This window comes from Onishia taeanensis (assembly GCF_900100755.1).
GTDB lineage: Bacteria > Pseudomonadota > Gammaproteobacteria > Pseudomonadales > Halomonadaceae > Onishia > Onishia taeanensis.
Map to the genome: position 1 here is coordinate 12884 of NZ_FNCI01000021.1, position 23792 is coordinate 36675.

Below are 23792 nucleotides of genomic sequence, written 5' to 3' on the forward strand. Positions count from 1 at the left end.
AGGTGCCGTGCAGACACAAAAAAGCCGACACTCTGGTGAGTATCGGCTTTTTCTATATTTGGTAGCGGGGACCGGATTTGAACCGATGACCTTCGGGTTATGAGCCCGACGAGCTACCAGACTGCTCCACCCCGCATCAACGTGAGGCATATACTACAGGATATTTGCGCTGGGTCAAGTGTTGAAACGAAGGTGCTGGAGTGTGATCTGTAGGAATTGAAAGTGACAGGGGGGCTTGTCATGCTCGGGAGTGTCGACGCGGTAATGGTCCATACTGACCAAGGCAAGTTGTAGAACACAGTCATCTATCAGGGAGATATATTATGGCTAATGCAGCACCCGTCGCATGGGTTACCGGGGGGACCGGTGGCATTGGATCGGCAATCTGTCGAGCCCTTGCCAAGGAGGGCTATCAAGTCGTTGCCGGTTACCACAATCCTGAAAAGGCCAAGCAGTGGCTTGCCGATCAACAGGCCGATGGTTTCGACAATATCGCACTGTCAGGTGTCGACCTGACCAACTATGACGAATGTGTCGCTGGAGTGACCGAGATCCGCGAGAAGTATGGCCCGGTCAGCGTGTTGGTCAACTGCGCCGGCATTACCCGTGATGGCACCATGAAGAAGATGGCGCCGGAGCAGTGGCATGAAGTCATCGACACCAACCTCAACAGCGTCTTCAATACCTGTCGCAGCGTTATCGAAGACATGCTCGAGCACGGCTACGGCCGCATCGTGAACATCTCCTCGATCAATGGTCGCAAGGGCCAGTTCGGCCAGGTCAACTATGCGGCCGCCAAGGCCGGCATGCATGGCCTGACCATGTCGCTGGCACAGGAGACCGCGACCAAGGGCATCACCGTCAATACTCTGTCGCCTGGCTACATCGCCACCGATATGATCATGAAAATTCCCGAGAAGGTGCGCGAGGCGATTCGCGAAGGCATTCCTGTCAAACGCTACGGCACCCCGGAAGAGATCGCACGGGCCGTGGTCTTCTTGGCTGACAAGGAGTCCGGCTTCATCACCGGCGCTAACCTGGACATCAACGGTGGCCAGTTCATGGGCTGATAGTCACCGGCGCCTGATGTGTGACGCATGCGCCTAACAGAGCGATAACTGGCACGCCAAACAACAGACCCGAAGCCAAGGCTTCGGGTCTTTTCGTTGATAACGTGGGCGCAGGGTGCAGCAGCAGAGAGCGCGGCGAGTCAGGGCGGTGGCAGGGGCAGCATCTGGTGTAGCAGGGCATCGAGCTCCGGCGCTTCGTGCTCCCAGTGTTCTGCCGGCATCGGCCCGGTGGCCAAGAGGGCGCGCAGAACGTTATGTAGCTCTTCGGCGCGTGTCGGCTCTTGGCCCAGGCCTTCATTGAGCCGCTCGACCTGAATGGCTAGACGCAGGGGTTCGTCCTGATGAGCGAGCCCGCTGCCAGCCAATAGCGCCATGTGCACACGCAGACGCGTCAGAACCTCCTTGACGGTGTCGGAAGGCGGCGGGGCGCGACGGGCGGCATTACGCGCATGGTGCGCCTTCAGCATATCGCCGTGAAGGCTCTCGTCGGCGGGAACGTCGCTGGGTGTCAGGCCGTCCAGCGCTTTGCGGTCAGCGTCGAGGTGCGCGCTGAGCAGGGGCTGCAGGGATTGCCAGGCGAGAATCTCTTCGTTAACTGCAAGTCGAGCTAGCCGTTCACGGCGAGCCCGCACGATACCGGTCCAGCGCTTGCGCATGCCGTCGGTGCGCCGGCCGGGCGGGAGCGGCTTGAGCGCGTCGACTTCGGCGATGGCCTGCTCCAGCACCGGCTCGTCGGCGCTCGAGGAGGGCTGCCAGGCATCGAAGCGGTCGATTACGGCCTGCATGGCGTCCAGGCGCACCTTGGCGCGGGCGGCCTGATTATCGTATTCGGCCTCGCGACTGGCGAAGATTTCGTCGCACAGATTGCGGAACTCCCGCCACAGGGCCTGCTCTTCGCCCTTGGCCGCTCGCCCCAGGGCACGCCAGCGCCGCTGCAGGCCCTTGGCCTCCTGGGCGCGCTGGGTCGCTGGCTGAGACGACCCACTGAGGCGGCGGGCCTCGTCGATCAGTTCGCGTTTGGCGGTCGCGATCTGCTGGGCTCGACGATCGATCAGCGCCTGCAGGTCGTGGCTGAGGGTGGCAAAACGCTGACCGACTTCCTGTGACTGCTGGCGCGGTACCGGCGTGCAGCGTCGCCACTGTTCGCGGGCCTTGTCGCGAATCTCGCGCAGGGCGTCCGGATCGGCCTCTGGGTCGGGAGCCTCCAGCAGGGCGGCAAGCTGGTCGCACAGCGCTTGGCGAGTCTCGAGGTTCTGGACGCGCTGGGCTTGCTGCTGCTCCCGCCAGGGCGCCAGGCGGGTATGAATGCGCTCGGAGGCCTGGCGAAAGCGTTGCGATAGCTCACGGGTGGCGGCGGCGTCACCTAGCGCCTTCCATTCCGTGATCAGCCGGCGGTGGCGGCGGTCCAGCACGTCGGTGGCCAGGGTCCCATCGTCGGCCAGGGCCTCGATGGCCTGGCATAGCTGATCACGCTTGGGGGCGGCAACGAAGCCGCGCCAGTCGCGCAGCTCGGCGAGCTGAGCGCCCAGGCGCTTGAGTGTGCCCTCGAGCGCCTGGCGGTCGTCTGCTGGTCGCGCTTCTAGCTGCTGGCGTAACTGCTGATGCAGGCGGCTGGCGGCCTTGAAGGCGCCGCGCTTGAGCTTTTCATCGAGGGTCGAAAGGCCGCGCTCGATTTCCTCGCGACTCACCGTCGTCTGGGATGACGGTGAGCGGTCGAGCTGTGCGCGGGCGCGCTCGATCGCATCCACGGGAGGCAGGTCGTCGGGCCAGTCGATGGCTTCGATAAGCGCCATTAGCCGGTCGCGATCGTGGTCGGTGATCGCGCTTTCCAGGGTCTCTGCATGCTGCTCGAGCCTCGCCCAGGCGGCATTCAGATGATGGTAGTCGGCCAGGGCCTGGCTGTGGCGCTCACGAAGCTCACGTTGCGGCGGATGACGGTCGGAGAGTTCTTCCCAACGCTGGTCCAGCAGGCGTCGCTGGGCACGCAGGCTGGCCATGTCCTGGCCGGTGAGACGGTCGTTCTGGCGCAGCCCGTCGAGGCTTTCTTCCAGCGCTTCGATCAGGCCAAGGCGGGTCTCGTCGTCGCTTTCGCGCTGCTGGTGCGCGCTCTCAGCGGCCTGCTGATGCGCCTCGTGGTCGCTGATCACCTTGCGGCATGCCAGAGAGGCATCCTGATAGCGGCGCTCTTGCTCGGTGCTAGGCAGGTCCTTGAGGGTTTCCCACTCGCGCTTCAGGTGCCGGAATCGGCTGGCGTAAAGGGGCTCCCAGGCGTGGGTGACGTGTGCTTCTAGGGCGCTGAGCAACTGCTCGCGTTTCTCGTGGGCGGCGGCGGCCTGCGCCTCATTGGCGCGACGCCGGCCCAGGGCTTCACGGGCCAGCCGATGAACTTGTTTGTCGCGCCGGGCGCGGCGGGAGAGCTCGCGCAGCCCTTCTTCGCTCTCGACGCGTTCGGCTGCGGCGCGGCGCACGGCGGCGATGCCGTTCTCACAGGCTTGATGAATCAGCGTTTCTTCATCGTCTATCCGGGCCAGTGCCGTCAGTCTTAGTTGCTGGTTATCGCCCTGCAGCGCGATGTCGCTCAGCAGGCGCGTCTGGTCGATGCGCTCGACCAGTGCCAGGCGGCGATCCAGGCTGATGCCGGGCTCCCGCCCCACCAGCAAGGCGACCAGCCGTGTCGTCAACTCGGACGAGGCCGCATGCTCCATCATCGCCAGCAAGGTTTCCGGGTCGCCGATCTGTGACAGGGCCGTCTGGCGGACGCGGGCGTCTTGATCCTTGGCCAGCGTTTCTAGCCGACGATATTCCTCTGGTCGAGTGGCATCGAGTCGGGCAGCGGCCTCGCGACGTTTCTCGGCATCGGGGTGCTGCCAGCGAGGTGCCAGCCAGCGACGAAGCCATCCTGTGGGTGTCTTTCCTGACATGATGATGTTGCATTCCTATATAGGCACGGCCTGCGTTGCGCCATGGCGTTGACTCTCCATCTAAGCATGTGACGAAGGGGCGGAAAAGTCCCGGCGTGATGGAGATATCGCTCACCGGGCAGCGGATCGGACTGCTTTTCAGGGGAAAATAAACATGCGTTGGGCTCAACTTGCACAAGACAATCACTGACAGTTTGGCCTCTTGGTCTTATGATCAGTTGCAGGGGGGCTATCCCTCGCTTAGCTTTAACCTTCATCACCCCCTGCGGAGTCCGGCAATGAGCCTCAAGATGGATAGGGCCAGCATGGCATTTACCTTTAAGGGTGGCATGTTGCCCATGACGGTCATGGAGTTGACCAGCGCCGATCCCGAGCGCATCCGTGACCAGCTAGAAAGCAAACTCAACCAGTCTCCGGCCTTCTTCCAGCACACGCCCGTGGTGCTCAGCGTCGAGAGGCTCGATGAGCCGCATCTTTCGCTGGAGCGAATCTGCGCGGTCTGCCGTGCCCACAAGCTGCTGCCGGTCGCGGTGCGCGGGGGAGCCGACCCGGTCAAACAGTCCGCCTGGGCGCTAGGCCTTGGCTGGTTCCCGCCCCAAGAGGCGCGCCCGCGCGCCCTCGAGAGCGTGGCCAATGAGCGCGATGCGCAAAGTGCCGCTGCGGAACATGAGGCCGCGAGCATCGGCACAACGCCGACGGGACGTATCTATCGTGGCACCGTCCGCTCGGGACAACAGGTCAGCGCCCAGGAAGGCGACCTGGTGGTGATCGGCTCGGTCAATGCCGGTGCCGAGGTGCTGGCGGCGGGCAATATCCATGTTTACGGCGCCTTGCGGGGGCGGGCGCTGGCCGGCATCCATGGTGATCATGATGCCGCCATCTTTTGTCGCGAACTGCACGCCGAGTTGCTGTCGGTAGCCGGCAGCTACAAGCGACTGGAAGATATCGACCCGCGCTTGCTGAGCCGCACCGTTCAGGTCAGCTTGAGCGAGGACCAGCTGGCGATCGTCGCGCTGACCTGAAGGTCTCGCGACGCTTTGTTATCTCTTTAGCAACAGGAAGCTTATCTTGGCCAAGATCATTGTAGTGACCTCCGGCAAGGGTGGGGTTGGCAAGACGACCAGTGCGGCCGCCATCGCTACTGGGCTGGCGCTGCGCGGCAATAAAACAGTGGTGATCGACTTCGACGTGGGCCTGCGCAACCTTGACCTGATCATGGGCTGCGAACGCCGCGTGGTGTATGACCTGGTCAACGTCATTCAGGGCGACGCCGGACTCAATCAGGCGATGATTCGCGACAAGCGCGTCGAAAACCTGCATATCCTCCCGGCCTCTCAGACCCGCGACAAGGACGCCCTGACGAGTGAAGGCGTAGAGAAGATTCTCGATGCCCTGACAGAGGATTTCGATTTCATCATCTGCGACTCGCCGGCCGGCATCGAGCGCGGTGCTCAACTGGCGATGTACTTCGCCGACGAAGCGGTGGTAGTGACCAACCCCGAGGTGTCCTCGGTGCGCGATTCCGACCGCATTCTCGGTTTGCTGTCCTCCAAGACCCGTCGCGCCGAGCAGAATCGCGACCCGGTCAAGGAACACCTGCTGATCACGCGCTATAACCCGTCCCGGGTCGACGGTGGCGACATGCTCAACCTCGATGATATCTGTGAGATTCTGGCTATCGATCTGATCGGCCTGATCCCCGAATCCGAGGCCGTGCTACGGGCGTCCAACCAGGGCATTCCGGTCACGCACGACCAGAAAAGCGATGCCGGCCAGGCCTACACCGATACCGTCTCGCGGCTGCTTGGTGAGACAGTGCCGCTGCGTTTCCACGAGTACCAGAAGAAAGGGCTGCTGAGCCGTGTGTTCGGGGGAGGTCGTCGGTGAAACTGCTGGATTTCTTGAGAGGTGAGCGCAAGAAGAGCGCGTCGGTGGCCAAGGAGCGGCTGCAGATTATCGTTGCCCACCAGCGCGGTCAGCGCGACCAGCCGGACTATATGCCGATGCTGGAGCGCGAGCTGCTGGAGGTGATTCGTCGCTATGTGAAGGTCGAGCAGGATGCCATCAACATCAGCCTCGATCGCGACGACGACTGTTCGGTGCTCGAGCTTAACGTGACCCTGCCGCGAAGCTGAGTCGCCTGGTCGAGTGACGTGGCTGAGCCACGCGGGGGACTGTGCTAGGCTGGTTGCCATTTAGACTGCCTGGAGAGCCTGTCATGGCGCCGTCCCCCGCCGCTCCGCGGACCTTCCTGTGGCACGATTACGAAACCTTCGGGGCCGACCCGCGCCGGGATCGGCCCTCGCAGTTCGCCGCAATCCGCACCGATGCCGACTTCAACGAGATCGGCGCGCCGATCGAGGTTTACTGCAAGCCTGCCGATGATTACCTGCCGCACCCACAGGCCTGCCTAATCACCGGCATCACGCCGCAAAAGGCCCAGCGACGAGGCGTTCCCGAGGCCGAATTCGCCGGCATCATCAATGACGCCATGAGCGAGCCCGGCACCTGTGCCCTTGGCTACAATAGCCTGCGCTTCGACGATGAAGTCAGCCGGCACCTGTTCTATCGCAACTTCCTGGACCCCTATGCACGGGAGTGGCAGAACGGCAATTCGCGCTGGGATCTGATCGATGTGGTGCGAGCCTTTCATGCCCTGCGCCCCGAGGGCATCGAGTGGCCCAAGCGCGAGGATGGGGCGCCGAGCTTCAAGCTCGAGCACCTGACCGCCGCTAACGGCATCGAGCATGCCGGCGCCCATGACGCGCTGGCGGACGTGCGTGCCACCATCGCCCTGGCACGACTGCTCAAGTCCTGCAATCCGGGGCTCTTCGACTACCTGCTGGCGCTGCGCAGCAAGCGTGAGGTCGCCAAGCGCCTGGATATCGCCTCGCGCAAACCGCTGCTGCATATCTCGCGTCGTTACCCGGCGAGCCGCGCCTGCAGCGCTTTAGTGATGCCGCTGGCCGAGCATCCCAGCAACCCCAACGGGGTAATCGTCTATGACTTGGCGGTGGACCCGGCGCCGCTGTTCGAGCTGTCGGTGGAGGAAATCCGCGCTCGGGTGTTCGTCGGTGCCGATGACCTCGCCGAGGGGGAGACCCGCATTCCACTCAAGGTGATTCACCTCAACAAGAGTCCGGTGCTGATGCCGGTGAGCTACCTGAAGGACACCAGCGGCGAGCGTCGCGGCGAGTACGGCGCGATCGTCGAGCGGCTGGGACTCGACCTGCCGACCTGCCGCGCGCACTGGAAGCAGCTTTCGACCGCTCCCGAGGCGGCCAGCCGCGCCGCTGGTGTCTTCGCCGAGCCACCCCCCGAGGGGCCGCAGGACCCGGATCTGATGCTCTACTCCGGCGGCTTCTTCTCGCCGGCGGATCGCCAGCAGATGCAGCGAGTGCGGGACTCGGACCCCTGGGACCTGGTCGGTGCCAGTTTCGCTTTTCAGGATCAGCGCCTCGAAGAAATGCTGTTCCGCTTCCGGGCCCGCAGCTATCCCGACACCCTAGAAGGCGAAGAGCAGACTCAGTGGGATGCCTATCGCTGGTCGCGCATGAACGATGCGAGCCTGGGCGGCCTGACTCTGCAAGGCTTCGCCCGAGAGATCGAGCGCCTGAACCAGGTCAGCCTCGAAGACGGCGAGCGCCAGGTCCTTGAGGAGCTGGTGATGCATGTCGAAGCGATCATGCCGGCGCAGGCCTTTGGTGCCTGAGCCGCTTTAGCATCGCTCGAGGCTGCGCTCTTCAGCGGTGCCTGATGCGATGCATCACCGCGCAGCATTAAAACGACGACGCCCGGAGCCTGGCAAAGGCTCCGGGCGTCGGCGTATCTGGGCATGGTCGTTTCGCTACTGGCTTTCGCCGGGCACTTTTTTCGGCGGCGGGTCCGCGGCGCCGGGAAATGGCGCCGCGATTGCCGTGGAGTGGCGTCAGTCGGCTATGGGTAGCGGCTTCAGATCCGCCGTCAGTGCCAGCAGGTCGCTGGGGGCATCGCCGGGATCGAAGGTGATGTTGGCGGCCGGTGCCTTGCGCAGTTCGGCCCATGCCTCACGCAATGCTTCCGGGGTGATCGCCGAGACCCTTTCGGCGAGGCGCTCGTGCTGGTCGAAGCCAACATCGTCGCGTGCCAGCGCCTGCCATTGGCGATTGGCGAGGGCACCCAGCGAGGTGTCGCGTTCCAGCAGGCGGTCATGCACGGCCTGTCGGTAGGGGGCCAGACTGGCTTCGTCGAGCTCGGCAAGTGTCTGGTCGAACTCATCGAGGAAGGCCGTGATGCGTTGGCCGATCATCTCGCTATCGGTATCCGGTGACTGCACCATCAGGCTCATGCCCGGCGCGTCGAGCAGCGGCATATAGCCGGCATTGACGATATAGCCGAGCTGCTGCTCGGTGCGCAGCCGGGTGTAGAAGGGCGTGGAGATAAGCTGGCCGAGCACCGCCAGGCGTGCCTGCTCGTCCAGGCTCTGGGTGGGCCCCTGCAGGTAGCGAAGCACCAGGGAGTCTTGGCGGGTGCTGTTGGGCTGCAGGTTGGGCAGGCCGCGCGCAATATCCAGCGGTTCCAGGTCAGGAATGGCCTCGGCGGGCAGCGTTGGAGCCAGGGTGGCGATCACGGATTCGCCGGTAGCGCGGGCGGTCTCGGCCGACAGGTCGCCCACCGCCATGGCCTCGAGATGCAGCTCAGCCAGGTAGCTGTCCCGGTAATCACGCAGATCGTCGGCGTCTAGATCGCCAATGGCGTCGAGCAGCGTCGCCGCCGGCCACTGCGGGCGCAGCAGCGCCTCGCCGAGCGTGCGGCTGGCTTGCTGATAGAGCGCGGCCTCGGGGGCGTTGCGCCATTCGCGCTCGAGCTGGTGGCGGACTCGCGCGACGCTGTCGTCGGTGACCTCGCCCCGGGTCAGTTGAGTGAGCACTCGCTCGATCAGGCGTGGCTGGCGGTCTCGCCAGCCGGAGAAGGCCAGGGTCATGCCGCGGGCATGGGCGTAGGCATTGAACTGATGACCGGCGAGCCTGGCCGGATAGAGCGTCTCGTTGAGACTATCGTTGAGCCAACCGGCCAGCAGGCGGGTCAGCGCCGCATCTCGGGCGTTGGCGGCCGCCGCCGGATGCTGCAGGCTGAAGCGCCACTCCACCTTGGGCGTGTCGAAGTCGACATTGGCCTGGTACCAGACATCGGCACTCTCAGTCTTCAGCAGGTGTTGGGGCGGCGCGTTCTGAACGTCACCCAGGCTCAAGTCCTTGGCGATATAGGGGTTGGGGTCGGGCAGAGACAGTTTGCCGATGGCCGAGGCACTCGCCCAGTCCGGCGCCCGGTCGACGCGATAGGGGGCATCGAACCAGGGCGAGGTGGCGGTGCCCTTCACATCGGGAGCGCTGTAGACCCGCAGCAGGTTGTCCGGGGTCAGGGCCGCCAGATACTCCTGGATGCGGGCTTCGTCGAAGCCGTCCATGCGGTAGGGGGCGAACTGGGCATCACGGCTCGGGTAGTGCGCCAGGTTCATGGCCAGGCGCGTGGCATCGTGCTGAGGGTCGCCGTGCTGCTGGAAGCGGAATTCCTGCTCGGCAAGGCGGGCTTGCTCCTGATAGCGCCAGGGATCGAGCCCTTGCTGGCGGATCTCGTCGATGGCAGCGAACAAGCTGGCCTGAATGCTCGGGATCTGTTGGGCACCCTTGGGCGTCAGGCTGATGCCGACGCTGAACAGGGCATGGGTGCCATCACCGCGGCTGACGCCTGCCGACAGGCCATCGGCAAGGCCTGCTTCGCGCAGCTGCTCGAGCAGGCTGCCCTTGCCCTCATGACCCAGCAGGTTGGCGATGTAAGAGGCGGGCTTGGTGGCGTAGAAGGGCTCGGGGTCGGGCACCGGGAAATAGAAGCGCAGCTGGCGCTCGTCTCGCAGCGACGCGACATCGAGAGACAGCGGCAGGCTATCGGGGCGAACCAGCGGCTGGTCGACCTTGGCGCGGCTGAGGCCGCGATTGGGGATCGCCGCGAAGCGGTCGCGGACCAGGGCTTCCAAGTCATCCAGCGGTTGGGGCGCCACCACTGCCAGGTGCATCACACCGGCGCCGTAGTGGGCCTTGAAGAAATCGATGATGCGCTGCCTGAGCGGCGGCTGGGCGTTGTCGGGCAGCGTCAGGGTGGCGCGGCTGCCCACCGAGAAACCGGTGGTCGGGTTGTCGGGGTTGAGCACCTGGTCGAGTGCATCATTCTCGCGGCGTCCGTCATCGCGCAGCCGCGCCTGATATTCAGAATGCACCACGTTGCGCTCGCTCTCCAGTTTATCGGCGTTGAAGCGGGGCGCGATGAAGAACTGACTGAAGCGATCCAGGGCGCCGGGCAGCGCGTCGGGCTCGATGTCGAAGAAGTAGTTGGTGTCCTGACTGGCGGTGAAGGCGTTGTGATTGCCGCCATGCTGGTTGATGAACGACTGATAGGCATCTGGGGCCGGGTAGGCGTCGGTCCCCAGGAACAGCATATGCTCCAGGAGGTGGGCGAGCCCCGACAAGTCCTCAGGGTCGCTTGCGCTGCCGACGTCGATGTTCATCGAGGCGGCGGCCTTGTCTGCCTCGCTATCGCTGACCAGCAGCACGGTCAGGCCGTTATCGAGGCTGAGCAGGCGGTAGTCGCGGCTATCGTTGGGGCTGGTTTTCAGCGTGGCGGCGTCGGCCTTGGCTGGCGCCTCCGATGAGGCCTGGGGCGACGCGTCGGCGGTTGTCGAGGCACTGGCAAGCGCCGGTGCGATGAGGGTCATCAGCAGGGCGCTGCCAAAGGCCAGGCGTGCCAGCCTGTCGCGGTGGCGGCGAGGTGAGGCAAGGTGGGTCGTGGCGGTCATCATGACTCCTGTGCGGGCTGGCTGCGCAGCATCGGGCCGGTGGGGTGGCCACAGGCCCATTCCTGATTCAGCGGGTGATTCACTCGTCTTGATACCGGAAAAGCGCCCAACAGTTCCCTTGAGGCGGGGCTAAGCATGGCGCGGGCCTCGTCGAGCGGGGTGGCGGGGTCGAGCCAGGCCGCTGCCTGGTCGGCGTCGATCACCGCCGGCAGGCGGTCGCTGAGCGGGGCTAACAGTGGCGGCGCGGCCACGGTGATCAGGGCCATGGAGTCGTGAAAGGCGCTCAGTGTCGTGTGGTATCGTGCCCACAGGCCGGCCAGCAGCAGGGGGCCGCGGTCGGCGCGGGTTACCAGATAGGGCTGCTTGCCACGTGGCATGGCGCGCCACACATAGATGCCGGTGACCGGCACCAGGCAGCGACGGGCGCTGAAGGCCTCGGCAAACATCTTGCGCTCATCGAGGCTTTCCGCCCGGGCGCAATGCGGGGCGTGGTCGAGCACCTTGAGCCAGGGCGGGGTCAGTCCCCAGAAGGCCCGGCGCAGATGCGGGCGGCCGGCATCGAGGCGAATCATCGACAATCCCTGGCGGGGCGCCAGGTTGGCGCCGCTCAGCAGCGGCTCGTCGATCTCGAGCCCGGGCAGCAGTCGGGGCAGGTCGATCGGCGCAATATGCAGGCGGCCGGCCATGGGCCCTCCAGTCCAGTGTCTTCTTGGCGCGCGTTGGGCACGTCAAGGCGCGCCGCGCGGTGGCTCAGGGTACCCAAGAGACCGGGCGCTGCAAAGCATGCAGGCCGTCACGCTATCGAGGTTGTGTTTGTGTGATGGGGAGGTATGCTGATATAAAACGCTGTTCGAGACATGCGACACTGTCGCTTCAGCCCCCAGCCGTTCAGCGTACCCGCGAGGATGCAATGGCACGTCCCAGACAGCACGCGCCCGAGGCGTTGCATGCTCAGGTCATGGCAGCTTGCGATGCCTGGCTCAAAGAGCACCCCGTACATACACTGTCCCTGCGAGCCTTGGCCCGCGAGGTCGGCTGTGCGCCTAGCACCCTGCTGAAGCTCTACGGCAGCTTCAATAACCTCCTTCAGCACGTCAATATCGAGACCCTGGCCCACCTGCGTGGGGCCATCGAGGGGCTCGGTGAGGGCGGTCCCCAGACTCGCCTGAACGGCCTGGCCACGGCCTACTGGCATTTCGCCAAGGCGTCGCCTTTTCGCTGGCAACTGCTGTTCGATTATCCGCTGGCCCAGGAAGGCGAGCTCGATCAGCGCCAGAACGACATGATCGAGGCGCTCTTCGTGCGGGTCGAGGCCACCCTCAAGGAGTTTCAGCCGGCGATCGATGATCCCGAAGCCCGTCGCCTGGCGCGCACCCTGTGGGGCAGCGTCCACGGCCTGGTGCAGCTCGGCCTCAACGAGCGCCTGGGCTACTGGCAGGGGCAGCCGCTCGAGGTCGGGGAGTTGATTGATCAGTTGCTCACGACCCTGCTGAACGGCCTTCGCCACCTTCCGGGCAGCGTGTGAGCTCTGGCCTGCTGACCCAGCGCCGCTTCGCACCCCTTTTCTGGGTGCAGGCGCTGGGTGCCTTTAACGATAACCTCTTTCGCAACATCCTGCTGTTGATGCTGACCTTTGTCGCCGTGCCGCATTTTGGCTGGGACCTGGGGCTTGCCATCAACCTGGCAGCGGGATTGTTCATCCTGCCGTTTCTTTTGTTTTCCGCCTGGGGCGGAGAGCTTGCCGACCGCGTCGACAAGCGCCGCCTGGTGCGGCTGCTGAAGTTCGCCGAATGCGTGCTGATGGTGCTGGCGGCCCTGGCCGTCTGGCACCAGAACCTGATGGCGCTTTTCGCGCTGCTAGTGCTGATGGGGCTGCAGTCGGCGCTGTTCGGGGCCGTCAAGTTCGCCATCTTGCCTCAGCACCTGCCGTCCTACGAGCTAGGGCGCGGCAATGCCTGGGTCCATATCGGTACCTTCGCCGCGATTCTTGCCGGTGCGCTGCTGGCCGGTGTGCTGGCGGCGCTTCCCGATGCGCTGTCGCGCCCGGCGGTCATGGGGACCCTGATCGTCGTCGCCCTATTGGGGTGGGGGGCTAGCCTGGCTCTGCCGCCGGTAGGCGGTGAGGCGTCCTCAGTCGGTGGCGCTTCCTCGCGCTCTGCCGAGCGCGGCCGGCTACGCTTTCGTCCCCTGGCCAGCCTGGTCGAGGTGCTGCGTGGCGGCGTGCATTCGCCGGTGCTGTGGTCGGCGATTCTGGCGATCAGCGTCTTCTGGTTTCTGGGGGCGAGCTTTCTGACCCAATTACCGGCCTGGGCGAGGATGGTTGCGGGCGGCGCCGAGGCGATGCTGAGTGTGCTGTTAGCGGCCATCGCCTGCGGCTTTGCTGCCGGTGCCTTGGCCTGTGCCAAGCTCTCTGGCGGGCGTCTGGAGCTCGGCCTGGTGCCGCTGGGAGCGCTTGTGATCGGCGCGGCCAGCCTGCTGCTGGCCGGCGTAGATAGCGCCACGGCCATGGGCCAGCCGCTGGCGATATTGCTCGAGGATCCCAGCGTCTGGCGCATGCTGGGTGGCTTGATGCTGGTCGGCGTCGGCGGCGGTATCTATATCGTGCCGCTTTATACGCTGCTGCAGCTGGGGAGCCATGAATCACAGCGCGGGCGGATCATTGCCGCCAATAACATCTGCAATGCGCTGTTGATGGTGGTGGCCGCCTGGTATGGCTGGCTGATGCAGTCAGTGCTGGGGCTCGATCTGCAAAGCTTCGTGGCAAGCCTTGGAGGCATTGCGTTGGCGGTCGGGGTGGCGATGATCGTGCGCCGCCCGCGGCCGGTGCTGCGCCTGCTGGTGTTCGTGTTGGTGGCGCTGATCTATCGGCTGCGCCTGCGCGGCCGTCACCATGTGCCGGCGAGCGGTGCGGCCCTGGTGGTCTGCAATCACGTCAGCTTCATGGACGCGCTGGTGATGGGCGGTGCCTGCCCGCGGCCACTGCGCTTCTTGATGGACCGGCCTATCTACGAATCGCTCTGGCTGAACTGGCTGTTCAAGCTGGTGGGGGCGATCCCCGTGGAATCCGAGCGCAGTGATCCGGGCGGCCTGCGGCGGACCCTCGATCAGGTCAGCCAGGCGCTGCGCCACGGCGAGGTGGTAATGATTTTCCCCGAAGGGCGCCTGACCCGTGACGGAGAGGTGCAGGCCTTCCGCCGTGGCCTTGACCTGATCATCGCCCGCAACCCGGTGCCGGTGGTGCCGGCGGGGCTGGCCGGGCTCTGGGGCTCCTGGACCTCGAACCGCGATGGCCCGGCGCTGAGCCGGCTGCCGCGACGCTTTCAGGCGCGGGTGGCGCTGGTGTTCGGTGAGCCGGTGCCCGCGGCGAAGGCACGTCGCGGCGAGTTGGCGGAGCGCGTGAAGGCGTTGAAGCAGGAGGCCGACGCCTTGATCGCGCCTGCTGGGAAAGCCCCTGCTCGCGGCAACGCCGGCGAGTGATGCCTCGCATCGTGGAAGCATCATGCTGGGCGCCGTTGGGCTTCGTATCGCGCTTGGCCCGCCCTTGATACCAAGCCTTCCTAGACACAACGCAAAGCGCCGCGCTGATGAGCAGCGCGGCGCTTTTTTTGGGTAGCTGGTTTTGGGTCCAGCTGGCTTGGGTACGGCTTGCCTGGAGGAGGGCTCGCGGGCTAGCCCGGGTGCATCGTCACTCCTGGCGGGCGGCGCGGCGCACATGCTGCCAGCAGCGCGCCGAGGTGATCACCTTGTCTTTGACCTCGAGGATCTCCATGCGCACGTTGCCGACCTGCAGGCAGGTGGGGCCTTCGGGGAAGGCTTCGAGATGCTCGAGGATCAGGCCATTCAGGGTCTTGGGACCGTCCGTGGGCAATTGCCAGCCCAGCGACTTGTTGAGTTCGCGGATATTGGCGGTGCCTTCGATCACGTAGCTGCCATCCTCCTGCAGGTGCATTTCCTGATGCATGCCCGCCATGTCGGTGGTGAACTCGCCGACGATCTCCTCGAGGATGTCCTCCAGCGTGACCAGGCCTTCCACATCGCCGTACTCATCGACCACGATGCCGGTGCGACGCTTCTGCTGCTGGAAGTTGAGCAGCTGCGTATGCAGCGGGGTCGATTCGGGAATGAAGTAGGGCTCCCGGGCCTCCTGGACGATGGCCGCCTTGGTGACCTCGTCCTTGGACAGGAAACGGGCCGCGTTGCGCAGATGCAGCATGCCGATGATGTTGTTGATGTCGCCTTTGAACACCGGCACCCGGGTGTGCTGGCTGGTGCGGATCTGCGCCAGGATGCTTTCAAGTTCATCCTCGAGATCGATGCCCACCACCTCGTGGCGAGGCACCATGATGTCGTTGACGGTGACGTTTTCAAGATCGAGGATCGACAGCAGCATCGCCTGGTGGCGACGGGGAATCATGGTGCCGGCTTCGTGTACCACGGTGCGCAGCTCATCCCGAGTGAGGTGGTCGCCGTTGCCGGTCAGACTCTTGACGCCGATCAGGCGCAGTAGGCCGTTGGAGATGGTGTTGACTAGCCACACCAACGGATAGAGCACCTTTAGCAGTGGCTCGAGGGCCACGGAGGCCGGGTAGGCGATGCGCTCCGGCTTGATGGCGGCGTAGGTCTTGGGGCCGACCTCGGCGAAGATCAAAATGACGATGGTCAGCACTAGTGGCGCGATGGCGGGGCCGGTGACTTCACCGAAGAAGTGAATGGCCAGTACCGTGGCCAGGGCCGCCGCCAGGTTGTTGACCAGGTTGTTGCCGATCAGGATGACGCCGATCAGCCGGTCGGGCCTTGCCAGCAGGCGAAGCACGCGCTTGGCTGGACGATCGCCGCTATTGGCCTGGTGGCTGACGCGATAGCGGTTGATCGACATCATGCCGGTCTCTGAGCTCGAGAAGAAGGCCGACAGGCAGACGAGCAAAAATAGCAGGCCGAACAGTAGTCCCAGCGGGAAATCGTCACTCAAGATGAGAAGGTCCTCGAAGACAGGTCAGGCTTGTTTGTAGGGATTCCCCCGGAGGCTGTCAAGGCACGGCAAGCGCCCCGGGCGGCCGGTTTCACGAGAAGATCACTTCGACGGCGAACTTGGTGCCGAAGTAAGCCAGCAGCAGCAAGACGCCGCCGCCCAGTGTCCAGCGCACCGCCTTGAGGCCGCGCCAGCCCAGCCAGTGGTGGCCGACGAGCAGGGCGGCGAAGATCACCCAGGCGGCCAGCGACAGGACCGTCTTGTGCACCAGGTGCTGAGCGAAGAGGTTGTCGACGAACAGGAAGCCGCTGGCGATGGCCAGGGTCAGCATGATCATGCCGGCCCAGATCAGTTCGAACAGCACCCGCTCCATGGTGGTAAGCGGTGGCAGGGTCTGAACCACGCCGCTGATGTGGTGATGGCGCAGGGCCTGGTTCTGCCAGGCCAGCAGCATCGACTGCACGGCGGCGATCGCCAGCAGCGCAAAGGCCAGGGCCGAGCTGATGATATGCAGGGCGATGCCCGGCGTAATCTGTTCCTGGTGTTCGCCACCCGGCCAGGCTACGGCGGTCACCAGGGTCATCGCCGCGACAGGAAAAACGCCGACGGCGGCATTGAGTACCGGCTTGGCCAGACTGACCAGCATCAATAGTGCCGTGACCAGCGCGCTGACCATCACCAGGCTGGGTGACAGGCCAAGCCATAGGCCGCCTGTCTCGCGGATCACCACGGCAATCACCAAGCCGTGGAAGACCAGCGCCACGATCCCGAGGCCGCGGACCAGGTTCGGGCGCTGCGCCGCACGGCGCAATAGGGTCAGTGCCTGCCAGGAGGCAGCGCCTATGTAGAAGGCTATGGCCAGAAGAGCAAAGGGAAGCGCCTGCATCGGTTGCTGTCCATCGCCGTCGACAGCGGCGTCTCGCGAGTGAAATTTCAAGAGAAGATACTATACCGAATCCCCTCGGTCGCGCCCAGCCGGCCGCCCGCGCAGCGTGCAATGCGTTGCCGGATCCGCGCGGCTGGCGCATGGAGACTGACGGCGGGAAGGCGTATAATCGCCGCCCAAAGCCAGGCATCCCAGCCGGAGGGCCCCATGTTCGACAGTTTGACAGAGCGTCTATCGAAGACGCTGAAGTCCATTAGCGGTCAGGCCAAGCTGACCGAAGACAATATCAAGGACACCTTGCGTGAGGTGCGCCGTGCGCTGCTGGAGGCCGACGTTGCCTTGCCGGTCGTCAAGGCGTTCATCGACAAGGTGCGCGAGCGCGCCGTTGGTCAGGAGGTCTCGAAGAGCCTCTCGCCGGGCCAGCAGTTCGTCAAGATCGTCCAGCAGGAACTCGAGGCGATCATGGGCGACGGCAACGAAGGGTTGTCGCTCAAGGGCTCGCCCTCGGTGATCCTGATGGCCGGTCTGCAGGGCGCGGGTAAGACCACGTCAGTGGCCAAGCTCGCCCGCTACCTGCGCGAGCGCGAAAAGAAGAAAGTGCTGGTGGTCTCCGCCGACGTCTATCGTCCGGCCGCCATCGACCAGCTGGAGACACTTGCCGGTGAGGTAGAGGTCGACTTCTTCCCCTCGGACTCCTCTCAGCAGCCGGTGGCGATCGCCGAGGCGGCCCTCAAGCACGCCAAGATCCAGTTCCATGATGTGGTGATCGTCGATACCGCCGGCCGCCTGCATGTCGATACCGACATGATGGACGAGATACAGGCTCTTCACCGTGTCTGTGTGCCGCAGGAAACCCTGTTTGTCGTCGATGCCATGACCGGCCAGGACGCCGCCAATACCGCCAAGGCCTTCCACGAGGCCCTGCCGCTGACCGGCGTGATCCTCACCAAGGCCGATGGCGACGCTCGCGGCGGTGCCGCTCTGTCGGTGCGTCATATCACCGGCAAGCCGATCAAGTTCATGGGCATGGGCGAGAAGGTCGATGCCCTGGAGCCCTTCCACCCGGATCGCGTGGCCTCGCGCATTCTCGGCATGGGTGACGTGCTGTCGCTGATCGAGGAAGCCGAGCGCACCGTCGACAAGGGCAAGGCCGAAAAGCTCGCCAAGAAGGTCAAGAAGGGCGACGGCTTCGATCTCGAGGACTTCCGCGACCAGCTCCAACAGCTCAAGAAGATGGGCGGCATGGGCGGCCTGATGGGCAAGCTGCCGGGCATGGGGCAGATGGCCGACATGGCCAAGGGCCCTGGCCCGGAGAAGGAATTCGGCAAGCTCGAGTCGCTGATCAACTCGATGACGCCCAAGGAGCGCCGTCGTCCGGAGATCATCAACGGTTCGCGTAAGCGCCGCATCGCCGCCGGTGCCGGCCTGCAAGTGCCCGATCTCAATCGCCTGCTGAAGCAGCACAAGCAGATGCAGAAGATGATGAAGAAGGTCGGCAAGAAAGGCGGCATGCAGAAGATGATGCGCGGCATGTCGGGCATGATGGGCGGCGGTGGTCCGGGCGGTCCCGGCGGCATGGGTGGCCCCGGTGGTATGGGAGGTCCGGGAGGCCTGCCGCGGCGATGATCGCCGCTTGGCACACAAAAGGTTCCCAAGAGGCATCGATTTCCGTAGAATGTCGCGTCTTCGTGGCAGGACCGCGCGACAGCGCGCGGCCGAAGACCAATTTTCAGCAACTCCAACCGAAGGACAGATAACGCAATGGTTACCATTCGTCTGGCACGTGGTGGCGCCAAGAAGCGTCCCTTCTACCACCTGACCGTAAGCGATTCTCGCAAGTCTCGCGACGGCCGTTTCATCGAGCGCGTCGGCTTCTTCAACCCGGTCGCCCGCGGCCAGGAAGAGCGTCTGCGCATCGACCTGGACCGAATCGCCCAGTGGCAGGAACAGGGTGCCCAGGTCTCTGCGCGCGTCGCCGAGCTGGTCAAGGAAGCCCGCAAACAGGCCTGAGCCTGATCTGCGGACTCGAGTACGGCATTAGGTGGTAATGGCCATGACCCAAGACGCAACGACAGGCGCCGGCAGTGACCAGCACGTGGTGCTGGGCAAGCTGACCAGTACCTACGGTGTGAAGGGCTGGCTGAAGGTGTATTCATACACCAGCCCGATGGACGGCATCCTCGACTACCCTGAGTGGCAGTTGCGGCTCGACGGCAAGCTGGTCGACCGAAAACTGGCCCAGGGGCGCCAGCACGGCAAGGGCCTAGTGGCCCAGCTGGATGGGGTGACGTCGCGCGAGCAGGCCGAGCAACTGGCCGGTGCAGAGATCCTGCTGCCCAAGCAGTCCCTGCCGCCGCTCGATGAGGGCGAGTATTACTGGCACCAACTGGAGGGTCTCCAGGTCACCACACAGGATGGCGAGAGCCTGGGACGTGTGGCCTACCTGTTCGAGACCGGCGCCAACGACGTGATGGTCGTCAAGGACGCCGACGGCAAAGAGCGGTTACTGCCCTTTTTGCCCGACGAAGTGGTGCTCGAGGTGGACCTTGCCGCCGGTCGCATGACGGTGGACTGGGATCCCGAATTTTAAGACGTCCTGGTGACGCCCTCCTTGATCGCTGCCTGCGGGCAGTCTAGAGGAGCTAGGCCTGGAAGAAACGCCGTGTGGATTGGGGTCGTATCGCTGTTCCCGGAGATGTTTGATGCCATCACCCAGTATGGGGTGACGGGACGGGCGGTCAGACAGGGGTTGCTGGAGCTCGAGTTCTGGAATCCCCGGGACTATGCAACCGATAACCACCGCACGGTGGATGATCGTCCCTACGGGGGCGGACCAGGCATGTTGATGAAGGTCGATACCCTGCGCCAAGCCATCCATGAGGCGCGGGCAACGGCCGAGAGCAGTGCCGGCCGGCCGGCCCGAGTGATCTACCTGTCGCCACAGGGGCGACCTCTGGATCAGGCGGGCGTGCAGGCGCTGGCCGACAGCGGCCCCCTGGTGGTGGTGGCTGGACGCTATGAAGGCATCGACGAGCGCGTGGTGGAAGCCGATATCGACGAGGAAGTCTCGATCGGGGACTACGTGCTGAGTGGCGGCGAACTGCCCGCCATGGTGATGGTCGATGCCTTGGCCCGACTGGTGCCCGGTGTGCTGGGCCATCAGGCGTCGGCGGAGGAAGACTCCTTCAACGATGGCCTGCTGGACTGCCCGCACTATACCCGCCCCGACGAGATCGACGGGCGACGGGTGCCGGACGTGCTGCTCAGCGGCAACCACGCGGCGATTCGCCGCTGGCGGCTGAAGCAGTCATTGGGCCGCACCTGGCTCAGGCGCCCTGACCTGCTCGAAGGCAGGACCCTGGCGACTGACCAGCAGGCACTGCTCGATGAATTCATCGAGGAATACGCCAGCAAGGCGGAGGTGCAGGAGCCTTCCTGAAAAAGGCTTGAGGCATGCATGCCGTGCCCCTGCGTCATACACAGAGCGATTCCCGCGCCATCCTCAAGGATTCGCGTCGGGATCACCGCCGACGGCTCAAGCCGAAGGCGATACAAGTTATCGAGGAGCTAGCAATGAGCAGCAAGAATTCCGTGATCCAGGCGATCGAATCCGAGCAGATGGCCAAGGAAATCCCGGCCTTCGCACCGGGCGACACCGTTGTCGTTCAGGTCAAGGTCAAGGAAGGCACCCGCGAGCGTCTGCAGGCTTTCGAAGGCGTCGTCATCGGCAAGCGCAACCGCGGCCTGAACTCCGCCTTCACCGTGCGCAAAGTGTCCCACGGCGTTGGCGTCGAGCGTACCTTCCAGACCTACAGCCCGCTGGTTGACTCCATCGAAGTCAAGCGTCGTGGTGACGTGCGCCAGGCCAAGCTGTACTACCTCCGCGAGCGCAGCGGCAAGTCCGCACGCATCAAGGAAAAGCTCTCCTAAGCCGGGAGATGCTTCCTGTCGAAACCCCGTCACCGCTTGCGCGGGGCGGGGTTTCGTCGTGTCTGGGCGGGTCACTAGCATGGGGCGCTGAATGAGCGATCAGACCGAGACCTTGCAGGAGCGCTTCCTCGATGCCCTGTGGCTCGAACAGGGGGCCAGCGACAATACCCTGGCCGCCTATCGCCATGATCTGGCCGCCTGGGCCGAGCGACTGGACCAGCGCAATGAGTCGCTGCTCGAGCCCGCCCCCCAGGCCCTGCCCGACTGGCTGGACGCGCGCCGTGACGGCGGCTATCAGCTGCGCTCCAACGCTCGGCTGCTGTCGAGCCTGCGCCGCTTCTACCGCTGGGCACTGGTCGAGGGCCTGATCGATACCGACCCGCTCACCGAGGTGCGCCTGCCGCCGGTTCGGCCAAGCCTGCCTCGCACTCTCGACGAGGACGAGGTCGAACGGCTACTCGAGGCGCCGGATACCGACACCGCCCTCGGGCTGCGTGATCGCGCCATGCTCGAAGTGCTCTATGCCGGAGGCCTGCGGGTATCGGAGCTGGTGGGCCTGACCACCGACGCGGTCAACCTGCGCCAGGGCGTGGTGCGGGTGCTGGGCAAGGGCGACAAGGAGCGGCTGGTGCCGCTGGGCGAAGAGGCGATCGCCTGGCTCGAGCGCTACCTGCGGGCCGGACGCGGGGCGCTGATGCGCGATATCACCAGGCCCCCCTTGTTCCCCGGTCGTGGCGATGGCTTCATGACTCGCCAGACCTTCTGGCATCGCGTCAGGGCGCATGCGCGCACCGCCAGTATCGGCAAACCGCTGTCGCCACATACCCTGCGACATGCTTTCGCCACGCATTTATTGAATCATGGGGCCAACTTGCGTGTCGTACAGCTGTTACTGGGTCATAGCGACCTGTCGACGACCCAGATCTACACCCATGTGGCCCAGGCTCGCCTGGAGACGCTGCATGCTGACCATCATCCTCGAGGTTGACCATGAATCGACTGCTGCTTACCGCCACGGGCCTGTTGGCCTGCGTTTTCACCGCCCAGGCCATGGCGGCGCCCCCCCAGGCCCTGACCGACAGCCTCACCGTCAACGGTGAGTCGATGCCGGTCGAGCAGGTGCTGGATACCCCCGTCCAGGGACTTTGGGAGGTGCATCTGGCCAACGGTGAGTCTTTCTACAGCGATGCCTCCGGCGAGCACTTCGTCGTTGGTGATATCTACAAGAATGGCGCCGATGGCCTGGTGAACCTGAGCGAGCAATCCCGCAACGCCCAGCGTGCCGCGCGTATTGCCGAGGTGCCCGACAGTGAACAGGTGATCTTCCGCAGCGATGCAGCGCCGAAGGCGACGATCTACGTCTTTACCGATACCACTTGCCCCTACTGCCAGCGCCTGCACGAGGAAGTGCCGGCCCTTAACGAGATGGGCATTGCCGTGCATTACCTGGCCTTCCCGCGGGCCGGTGCCGGCTCGGAGGGTGCTCGCTTGCTGAGCCAGGTATGGTGCGCGCCGAATCCGGCCGAAGCCATGAGCGCCGCCAAGCGTGGCGAGGCCTTGGATATCGCCCCCGATTGCGACAATCTGGTCGAGTCACAGTATCATCTGGGGATGGAACTGGGCGTGCAGGGCACACCGGCCATCGTGATGCCTGACGGGCGCCTGGTGCCGGGCTACGTGCCGGCCGAGCGGCTGGCGGAAATGCTGGACCTGAATGGCTGAAAACTGAGCGTCTGGGCGGTCTGGCGGCCACATTCGCGGTCGTTCTGACGCCGCGACGTCGACAATGCGAACAATCGAGTATCTGTAAAAGGGAGCAAAACGTTGAAATCGGTCAGAGTGGGAATCTGTGGTCTGGGCACCGTGGGTGGCGGTACGTTCAATGTACTGATGCGCAACGCCGATGAAATCGCGCGTCGGGCCGGTCGCCCGATCGTGATTGAGCAGGTGGCGATGCGTCGCGAAAATCCTGACTGCGATACCACCGGCGTCAAGACCACCAACGATGTCTTCGAGGTGGCCCATAATCCCGATGTCGACGTACTGGTCGAGCTGATTGGTGGTTATGAAGTGGCCCGAGAGCTGGTGCTGACCGCCATCGAAAACGGCAAGCACGTGGTCACTGCCAACAAGGCGCTGATTGCGGTGCACGGCAACGAGATTTTCCAGGCGGCCCACGAAAAGGGCGTCATCGTGGCCTTCGAGGCGGCGGTGGCCGGCGGCATTCCGGTGATCAAGTCGCTGCGCGAGGGGCTTGGTGCCAACCGCATCGAATGGCTGGCCGGCATCATCAACGGCACCGGCAACTACATCCTCACCCATATGCGTGATGAAGGCCGCGCCTTCGAAGACGTGCTGGCCGAGGCGCAGGCGCTGGGGTATGCCGAAGCCGATCCGACCTTCGACGTTGAAGGCATCGATGCGGCGCACAAGCTGACCATTCTGGCCTCCATTGCCTACGGCGTGCCGCTGCAGTTCGACAAGGCCTACACCGAAGGCATCTCGCGGATCACCTTCGACGACGTCGAGCAGGCCGATAATCTCGGCTACGTGATCAAGCACTTGGGCATTTCCAAGCGCACCGAGGCTGGCTTCGAGTTGCGCGTGCACCCGGCGCTGGTGCCCAAGGAGTGCTTGCTGGCCAACGTCAGCGGGGTCAAGAACGCCATCGAGGTGATGGGCGACGCCGTTGGGCCAACCATCTACTACGGCGCGGGCGCCGGTGCCGAGCCGACCGCGTCGGCGGTGGTCGCCGACCTGCTCGACGTGGCTCGCGACATCAGCACCGAGCACCGCTACCGGGTGCCCTACCTGGCCTTCAGTGGCATCGGCGAGAGCGACAACGATCTGCCGATCCTGCCCATGGAAGAGATCAGCACCGCCTACTACCTGCGCCTGTTGGCGGTCGACCGTCCCGGCGTGCTGGCACGGGTGGCGACGATCCTCTCCGAGCAGGGCATCTCCATCGAGGCGATCATCCAGAAGGAAGCCATCGAAGGCGAGCTGGTGCCGATCATCCTGCTGACGCATCGCACCCGCGAGAAGCACATGAACGAGGTGATTCGTCAGCTCGAGTCGCTGGCCGATATCGCCGGTTCGGTGACCCGTATCCGCGTCGAGACCCTCGACGAGGACGCCTAACAACGACAATCGGCAGGCCTGGCCGTCACCACGAGGGTTGGGCCTG

The 23792-nt window shown here is 64.5% G+C and carries 20 protein-coding genes and 1 tRNA gene; 15 read left to right on the forward strand and 6 right to left on the reverse strand.

Annotated features, from left to right (window positions below):
• Positions 1–59: 59 nt before the first annotated feature.
• A tRNA-Met gene (locus BLR71_RS16640) sits at positions 60–136 on the reverse strand.
• A gap of 187 nt (positions 137–323) precedes the next feature.
• On the opposite strand from BLR71_RS16640, the gene phbB reads away from it, so the two are divergent.
• Positions 324–1070, forward strand: coding sequence for an acetoacetyl-CoA reductase (gene phbB / locus BLR71_RS16645; RefSeq protein ID WP_092528861.1), 747 nt, complete (start codon positions 324–326; stop codon positions 1068–1070).
• A gap of 140 nt (positions 1071–1210) precedes the next feature.
• Here phbB and BLR71_RS16650 read toward each other — a convergent pair whose 3' ends face one another.
• Positions 1211–3991 (reverse strand): DUF349 domain-containing protein, encoded by a 2781-nt coding sequence (locus BLR71_RS16650; RefSeq protein WP_092528863.1) that lies wholly within the window; start codon positions 3989–3991, stop codon positions 1211–1213.
• Positions 3992–4269: 278 nt separating this feature from the next.
• On the opposite strand from BLR71_RS16650, the gene minC reads away from it, so the two are divergent.
• From minC to sbcB, 4 genes are all read left to right on the forward strand, one after another.
• Positions 4270–5013 (forward strand): septum site-determining protein MinC, encoded by a 744-nt coding sequence (minC, locus tag BLR71_RS16655; RefSeq protein WP_092528865.1) that lies wholly within the window; start codon positions 4270–4272, stop codon positions 5011–5013.
• 46 nt (positions 5014–5059) lie between these two features.
• Positions 5060–5878 (forward strand): septum site-determining protein MinD, encoded by an 819-nt coding sequence (gene minD, locus BLR71_RS16660; RefSeq protein ID WP_092528867.1) that lies wholly within the window; start codon positions 5060–5062, stop codon positions 5876–5878.
• Entirely contained in the window at positions 5875–6126 is a 252-nt protein-coding gene (gene minE / locus BLR71_RS16665) for a cell division topological specificity factor MinE (protein WP_092528869.1), read from the forward strand. The genes minD and minE overlap by 4 nt, the downstream gene beginning before the upstream one ends.
• Positions 6127–6209: 83 nt before the next feature.
• Entirely contained in the window at positions 6210–7703 is a 1494-nt protein-coding gene (sbcB, locus tag BLR71_RS16670; RefSeq protein WP_092528871.1) for an exodeoxyribonuclease I, read from the forward strand.
• Positions 7704–7919: 216 nt separating this feature from the next.
• Here sbcB and BLR71_RS16675 read toward each other — a convergent pair whose 3' ends face one another.
• Both BLR71_RS16675 and BLR71_RS16680 read right to left on the reverse strand, forming a co-directional pair.
• Positions 7920–10820, reverse strand: coding sequence for an insulinase family protein (locus BLR71_RS16675; protein WP_245696572.1), 2901 nt, complete (start codon positions 10818–10820; stop codon positions 7920–7922).
• Positions 10820–11506 carry an SOS response-associated peptidase gene (locus tag BLR71_RS16680; RefSeq protein WP_092528873.1) on the reverse strand — a complete coding sequence of 229 codons (687 nt, stop codon included), beginning with the start codon at positions 11504–11506 and terminating at the stop codon, positions 10820–10822. Before BLR71_RS16680 ends, BLR71_RS16675 begins: the two co-directional genes overlap by 1 nt.
• A gap of 224 nt (positions 11507–11730) precedes the next feature.
• On the opposite strand from BLR71_RS16680, the gene BLR71_RS16685 reads away from it, so the two are divergent.
• On the forward strand, positions 11731–12345 hold the full coding sequence (locus BLR71_RS16685) for a TetR/AcrR family transcriptional regulator (protein ID WP_092528875.1): 615 nt from the start codon (positions 11731–11733) through the stop codon (positions 12343–12345).
• Positions 12342–14297 carry an MFS transporter gene (locus tag BLR71_RS16690; protein WP_245696574.1) on the forward strand — a complete coding sequence of 652 codons (1956 nt, stop codon included), beginning with the start codon at positions 12342–12344 and terminating at the stop codon, positions 14295–14297. Before BLR71_RS16685 ends, BLR71_RS16690 begins: the two co-directional genes overlap by 4 nt.
• A gap of 208 nt (positions 14298–14505) precedes the next feature.
• Here the strand turns inward: BLR71_RS16690 and BLR71_RS16695 are convergent, their stop codons facing one another.
• The gene (locus tag BLR71_RS16695; protein ID WP_092528877.1) at positions 14506–15789 is read right to left on the reverse strand and encodes an HlyC/CorC family transporter; all 1284 of its coding nucleotides are present in this window, start codon (positions 15787–15789) and stop codon (positions 14506–14508) included.
• 91 nt (positions 15790–15880) lie between these two features.
• Positions 15881–16675, reverse strand: coding sequence for a cytochrome C assembly family protein (locus BLR71_RS16700; RefSeq protein WP_092528879.1), 795 nt, complete (start codon positions 16673–16675; stop codon positions 15881–15883).
• Between the two features lie 207 nt (positions 16676–16882).
• Between BLR71_RS16700 and ffh the strand changes: the two genes are divergently transcribed.
• From ffh to BLR71_RS16740, 8 genes are all read left to right on the forward strand, one after another.
• Positions 16883–18301 carry a signal recognition particle protein gene (ffh, locus tag BLR71_RS16705; protein ID WP_092528881.1) on the forward strand — a complete coding sequence of 473 codons (1419 nt, stop codon included), beginning with the start codon at positions 16883–16885 and terminating at the stop codon, positions 18299–18301.
• 135 nt (positions 18302–18436) lie between these two features.
• Entirely contained in the window at positions 18437–18685 is a 249-nt protein-coding gene (rpsP, locus tag BLR71_RS16710; protein WP_092528883.1) for a 30S ribosomal protein S16, read from the forward strand.
• 37 nt (positions 18686–18722) lie between these two features.
• The gene (gene rimM / locus BLR71_RS16715) at positions 18723–19265 is read left to right on the forward strand and encodes a ribosome maturation factor RimM (protein ID WP_422730791.1); all 543 of its coding nucleotides are present in this window, start codon (positions 18723–18725) and stop codon (positions 19263–19265) included.
• Positions 19266–19337: 72 nt separating this feature from the next.
• Positions 19338–20114: a tRNA (guanosine(37)-N1)-methyltransferase TrmD gene (gene trmD / locus BLR71_RS16720; RefSeq protein ID WP_092528885.1), complete on the forward strand. Its 777-nt coding sequence runs from the start codon at positions 19338–19340 to the stop codon at positions 20112–20114.
• Between the two features lie 134 nt (positions 20115–20248).
• A complete protein-coding gene (gene rplS, locus BLR71_RS16725; protein WP_092528911.1) occupies positions 20249–20605 on the forward strand; it encodes a 50S ribosomal protein L19 in 357 nt (118 codons plus the stop codon).
• 91 nt (positions 20606–20696) lie between these two features.
• Positions 20697–21593, forward strand: a complete 897-nt coding sequence (xerD, locus tag BLR71_RS16730) for a site-specific tyrosine recombinase XerD (RefSeq protein WP_092528887.1) — start codon at positions 20697–20699, stop codon at positions 21591–21593.
• Positions 21594–21595: 2 nt separating this feature from the next.
• On the forward strand, positions 21596–22327 hold the full coding sequence (locus BLR71_RS16735; RefSeq protein ID WP_092528889.1) for a DsbC family protein: 732 nt from the start codon (positions 21596–21598) through the stop codon (positions 22325–22327).
• A 102-nt stretch (positions 22328–22429) separates the two neighbouring features.
• Positions 22430–23746, forward strand: a complete 1317-nt coding sequence (locus BLR71_RS16740) for a homoserine dehydrogenase (protein ID WP_092528891.1) — start codon at positions 22430–22432, stop codon at positions 23744–23746.
• The last annotated feature ends 46 nt before the right edge of the window (positions 23747–23792 follow it).